The following is a 5103-nucleotide window of genomic DNA, read 5'->3' as shown; positions in this document are numbered from 1 at the left end:
CCCGGCACGGCGTTCTCCCCGCGGTCACCGCCGAGCTCGGGCGCGCACTCATCCCGTTCGCGGTCCTGCTCGCGGGGATCCTCGGCGCCAGCGCCGTGCTCGCCCTCGCCGGCGCCCCGGCCGGGACGGGATGGCTCACCTCCCCCGCCCTCTGGGTGAACGTCGCGGCCCTCGTCGCGCTCCGCGTCTACACCACACCGGGCCCGCCCGTGACAAACCTGGTCCGGACGGCACTGGCGACGTGGGTCCCCGTAGCGGGCAACGCCATCGTGTTCATGTCCATCGGCGTCGTCATGGCCGCCGCCGGGATGGCCGCCCACCTCGCCGATCTCGCGTCCGGGTTCGGACCTGCGTCACTGGCCGGCATCCCGGCCATCGGGGCGCTGGGCGGCTACCTCACCGGCACCAACACCGGCGCGGCGGCCATGTTCTCCTCCGCCACCTCCGGCGCCGCGACCGGGCTGGGAGCCGACAGCCTCGTCACTCTCGCCGGCCAGAACGTCGGCGGGTCGTTCGCCATCATCGTCTCGCCCCCGCGCGTCGCCCTGGCCGTCGGCGTGGTCATGGCCGGACACACCCGGCTCCCCGGCGCCGCCACCCGGACGCTGGCCACCGCCGTCGTGGCCGCCACGATCATGCTCTGCGCGGCGGTCGCCGTCCTGGCGTAGGGTGCGGACCACGCGACCCAAGAGGCAGTTCACACCGAGAGGCAGTGAGTTCCACCATGAACCATGTGACCGAGACCGCCGACCGCATCCTCGCCCGCGCGAAGGAGTCCGCACACGGACGCCACGCCGAGATCCTCGTTCGCGAGGGGCCGCTCCGGCAGTCCCTGCTCGCGCTGACGGAGGGCACCGAACTCGAGGAGCACAACTCTCCCCCGGCCGCGAGCCTCTACCTCCTCCAGGGCGCCGTCCGCGTCACGGGCGAGGGGGACACCGACATCGCCGCTGGCGAACTGCACACACTCACCCACCACCGCCACGCCGTCACCGCGCTCGCCGATTCCGTCTTCCTCCTGACGACGGTCACCAGCATCGCCGGCCAGGGCAGCTACGACGAGCCCGCCGTTCCCTGACCACCCGCGCCACATCCCGACCACCCGCGCCACAGTCTGACCACTTTGCCTCTGCTGCACCCTGGCGCGGACGGCGGACGCGGCGGATACTCGTCCCATGCGCACCCGGCACCTGGGCGTGGTCATCCGCCGCTCCCCCGACGAGGTCTACGCCCTCGCCGCCGACCCCGCCCACCTGCCGTCGTGGGCGGCCGGACTCGCGGCGGGTGAGGTGCGATCCGACGGCGACATTCTCGTCGTCAACTCCCCCATGGGCGAGGTCCGCGTCCGGTTCGCGCCCACCAACGCGTTCGGTGTCCTGGACCACGAGGTCACACTCCCCGACGGGACGGTCACCCTCAACCCCCTGCGGGTCCTCCCCCACCCGCACGGGAGCGAGGTGGTGTTCACCCTGCGCGGGACCGACGGCGACGACCACGAGTTCGAGAAGGACGCCGCCGCCGTGGCCGAGGATCTCGACCGCCTGCGCCACTTACTCGACACGGCCGCACCATCTGTAGAGGACACTGCGCAGGCCCCGGCGCGTCCTGCCGAACCGGCGGAGATCCGCATGGCCACGCCCGCGGACGCGGAGTCACTGGGGCGCCTGCTGTTCGACTTCAACACCGAATTCGGCGCGGAGACCCCGGACGGCCCCACCGCCGCCGCCCGATTCGAGTACCTGCTGCGCCGGGACGACGTCCTGGCGGTCCTCGCTCGAGTCGGCTCGGATATCGGCGGCGAGAACACGGCGGACATCGGGTTCGCGTTCCTCACCCTGCGCCCCACCCCCCTGTGGGACGGTCCGCTGGCACAGCTCGAGGAACTCTACGTCCGTCATGACCTCCGCGGGAACGGGGTGGGGACCGCGCTGCTGGCCCGCGCCGTCGACGAGGTGCGGTCCCGGGGCGGCGAGGAGATACTCATCAACGTGGACACCAACGACGCCGGTGCCCGTCGGTTCTACGAACGGCACGGGTTCTCCGACCGCGACCCCGACACCGGCTCCGGCATGCGGTGCTATCTCCGACAGCTCACGGTCGGACTGTGAGCGACTGGGCGACGGTCCCCAACGGTCCGGCCTCATCGTGGATCACGCTCGACGTCAGCCCCAGTCCGCCGGGCCCGAAGGTCACACGGGTGTCGAACCCCAGCCACTCGCCTGCCGGCGGGCGGGTGAGGTGCGCGGTGAGGTCGATGTTCGGATAGTGCACCGACGTCGGATCGGCCCGGACCGCCATCCCGTTGGCGATGTCGAACAGCGCGGCCATCCGCGCCAGTGCGCTGACATCCTCGCCGGTCAGGAGTGGGACGCCGGTACGGACCCAGTACCGCGACCGGCCGGGGCCGTCGCTGATCCGCCGGACCTCGACCGAGGCGAGGTACCCCCCGCGCCAGATCGTGGTGGGGTCCCACGGCTCCATCCGCTCCGGCGGCGGGATCGGGTCGAATCCGGCGCCCGCGATCGCCTCGGTATCGCGGGGCTGCTGCAGCCACGCCCGCAGTCGGATGCCGGTGCGCTCGCCGTGCCCACAGGTGGCCTCGACCAACTCGATGGTGCGCCCCGGTCGGACGACCTCCACCCGGATGTCCATGATGTCCATCGGCACCACACCGAGCAATTCGTAGGACAGGCGGGACACCACCATGGGATCGTCGCGACGAGCGGCCAGGTCGAGCTCGACGGCGTGCACGAGCAGACCGAGTGCGGGTCCGATGTGCTGGGTCGACTCGTCCCACGCTCCGCTGACGTGCTCGGTCGGGCGGAATCTGTCCGGCCCGAGGCGATCGAAGTACGCCATCTCCGTCCTCCAGTCGGTGAGTGGTGATTAACTAAAAAGCGTACACACCGACGTGGGAGAGACGATGCAGGACGAGACGTACGACGAGTTCACCGCCCCGATCGACGACAGGTACCTCGAGGACTACACCGAGGGCGCGAGGTACCGGTTCGGTGAGGAGTCGGTCGACGCCGACGAGATCATGGAGTTCGCGCGTCGGTACGACCCGCAGAGCATCCACACCGATCCCGAGGCGGCCGCCGCCGGCCCGTTCGGCGGACTCATCGCCAGCGGGTGGCAGACCGCCGCACTGATGATGCGCCTGTTCGCGGACAACTACCTGACCAGCGTGGCGAGCCTGGCCTCCCCCGGCATCGACGAACTGAGGTGGGTGCGCCCGCTGCGGCCGGGCGACCGTCTGAGCCTGCTCTGCGAGACCACCGGGGTCCGACCGTCCAGGACCAAGCCGGACCGCGGCGTGCTCACCACCGATGTCACGCTGGTCAACCAGGACGGGGATCCGATCCTCACCGCCACCGCGATGAACATGGTCGCCCGTCGCGGATGACCCGGGCCGCCCGGCGCGGACGTGACCGGATCGCCCGCGCCGCTCCCGCGAGACCCGCGCTCCCGCGCCGCTCCCGCGAGACCCGCGCTCCCGCGACTACAGGCGGGGCGTGAGGTGGAAGACGGGCAGTTCGCGGCTGGTGCGCCGAGCGTAGATCTCGTAGTTCGGCCAGACACGGACCGCCGCCGACCATGCCGAGTCCCGCTCGTCACCGGTCAGTTGGCGGACGTCGACGACCAGCCTCGCGCCGTAGACCGAGATCTCGACCTCGCCCTCGGCGGCGGCCCGGAGATTGTGGACCCAGGCCGGGGTCTTCTGCCCGCCCCAGTTCGAGCCGACGACGACCAGCCCGTTCCCCCACGACGCGCACAACAGCGGCGTGCTGCGCGGTGCGCCGCTCCTGCGACCAGGGACGTGCAGGGTCAGAGTGGGCAGCCCCGCGATCCGGAGAAGCGGCACCCGTCCGCGCGTGACCCGGTCGAGCCACCGGTCCACCGTCACGACCAGGTGGGAGTTCTCCCGGGTGGCGTCCTGTCGGCCGAACCACACGGCGATCGGGGTGAGGATGTTGCCCATGGGGCAAACCCTATGTCGTGCGCCCGTCCGCGCGCCGCCGGACCGCCTCACCGGCCGTCGCGAGCAGCTGAACCGACTCGACCCATCCACTGCGGAGCCCGGTCTCCAAGGCCGCCAGGTGGAACGACCACATCCGTCGGTAGACGGCGTCGAACCCCAGCGCGGCGGCATCGCGTCCGCGCTGCGCGAACGTCTCCGACCACAGGCGCACGGTCTCCGCATGATGAGCGGTGATCTCCACCCGCCCCCGGAGCGTCAGACAGGGCGCCCGGTCGACCATCTCGACGAGTTCCGACCACCCCACCGGGGGCCCCGCCTCGGACACGTAACGGGACTCCCACGCGGCCAGCTCCACGACCGCCGGGGTGGGCCGACCCGGTGAGACCGTCGTCTGGAGGGCGAGACGGCCCCCCGGGCCGAGAAGCCGGGCGGCCACGGCGAGGACCTCGGCGTGCCCGGCGGATCCGGCGGTGATGCCGGGGTCCACCGCGACGACGGAGTCGACCGCGCCCGCGACTTCCGACGGCGCTCCGAGGAACAGCGAGATCTCCTCGTCGAGACCTGCCGCGGTGAACCTCGACCCGAGCGTCGCCAGTCTCTCCGTCGACGATGTCATGGTTCGGACGTGCGCCCCGCGCTCGGCAGCCCTCATGGGCAGTTCGCCCCACCCCGGTGTGGCGACCAGGGCACGGGTCCCCTCCCCGATCCCGGCCAGCGTCAACAGGGTGTCCGCGGCCCGGCGTTGGGCGTCGCCGAGGTCGGTGCGGTGCGGCGGAGCCGCCGGCGCTTCGAGGCGTACCACCTCGGTCCCGTCGTCCAACCGGGCACGGGTGCGCGCTCCGGAAGCGAACACTGCACCCGCGGTCGACATCGTCTCGTCCGTGTACAGCGAGGTCAGCGCGCCGGGGACCGAATCCTCCAGTTCCACGGCGACCGGCCCGCCACGCCGACGACCGCCACCGGCGGGGCCGCGACCCTCCCGGCCGTACGCGCGTTCACCAGGGTGCGCGCAGTCGGCGTTCGAGGCGATCCACGGGGCCAGCACCGCGATGGCGGCACACAGGTCCGGAGTGGCCCAGTCGCCCGCCATGAACGACTCGCCGAGCCCCACCACGCCAGCG

Annotated in this window: 7 protein-coding genes; 4 read left to right on the top strand and 3 right to left on the bottom strand. The window is 72.0% G+C overall.

Translation table 11 applies throughout. The features are described 5' to 3' along the window. From G6023_RS06200 to G6023_RS15920, 3 genes are all read left to right on the top strand, one after another. Nucleotides 1–668: L-lactate permease (locus G6023_RS06200; RefSeq protein WP_182634509.1), on the top strand; the 668-nt coding region annotated here is incomplete at its 5' end. Nucleotides 669–724: 56 nt separating this feature from the next. Then, entirely contained in the window at nucleotides 725–1078 is a 354-nt protein-coding gene (locus tag G6023_RS06195) for a cupin domain-containing protein (protein WP_182634508.1), read from the top strand. Between the two features lie 550 nt (nucleotides 1079–1628). Beyond that, entirely contained in the window at nucleotides 1629–2108 is a 480-nt protein-coding gene (locus G6023_RS15920) for a GNAT family N-acetyltransferase (RefSeq protein WP_241727720.1), read from the top strand. Here G6023_RS15920 and G6023_RS06185 read toward each other — a convergent pair. Further along, on the bottom strand, nucleotides 2092–2859 hold the full coding sequence (locus G6023_RS06185; protein WP_182634504.1) for a thioesterase family protein: 768 nt from the start codon (nucleotides 2857–2859) through the stop codon (nucleotides 2092–2094). The genes G6023_RS15920 and G6023_RS06185 overlap by 17 nt on opposite strands. A 64-nt stretch (nucleotides 2860–2923) precedes the next feature. Between G6023_RS06185 and G6023_RS06180 the strand changes: the two genes are divergently transcribed. Then, nucleotides 2924–3406, top strand: a complete 483-nt coding sequence (locus tag G6023_RS06180; RefSeq protein ID WP_182634503.1) for a MaoC family dehydratase — start codon at nucleotides 2924–2926, stop codon at nucleotides 3404–3406. Nucleotides 3407–3502: 96 nt separating this feature from the next. On the opposite strand, the gene G6023_RS06175 is transcribed toward G6023_RS06180, so the two are convergent. Beyond that, the gene (locus G6023_RS06175; RefSeq protein ID WP_132063291.1) at nucleotides 3503–3982 is read right to left on the bottom strand and encodes a nitroreductase family deazaflavin-dependent oxidoreductase; all 480 of its coding nucleotides are present in this window, start codon (nucleotides 3980–3982) and stop codon (nucleotides 3503–3505) included. Between the two features lie 10 nt (nucleotides 3983–3992). Beyond that, nucleotides 3993–5103 (bottom strand): class I SAM-dependent methyltransferase (locus G6023_RS06170; protein WP_182634502.1); only part of this gene is annotated, 1111 nt, incomplete at its 5' end.

The sequence above is a fragment of the Dietzia sp. DQ11-71 genome (assembly GCF_014144995.1).
GTDB classification, from domain to species: domain Bacteria; phylum Actinomycetota; class Actinomycetes; order Mycobacteriales; family Mycobacteriaceae; genus Dietzia; species Dietzia kunjamensis.
Note: the sequence above shows the minus strand (reverse complement) of the source record. Positions and strands in the feature narration are given on the sequence as shown.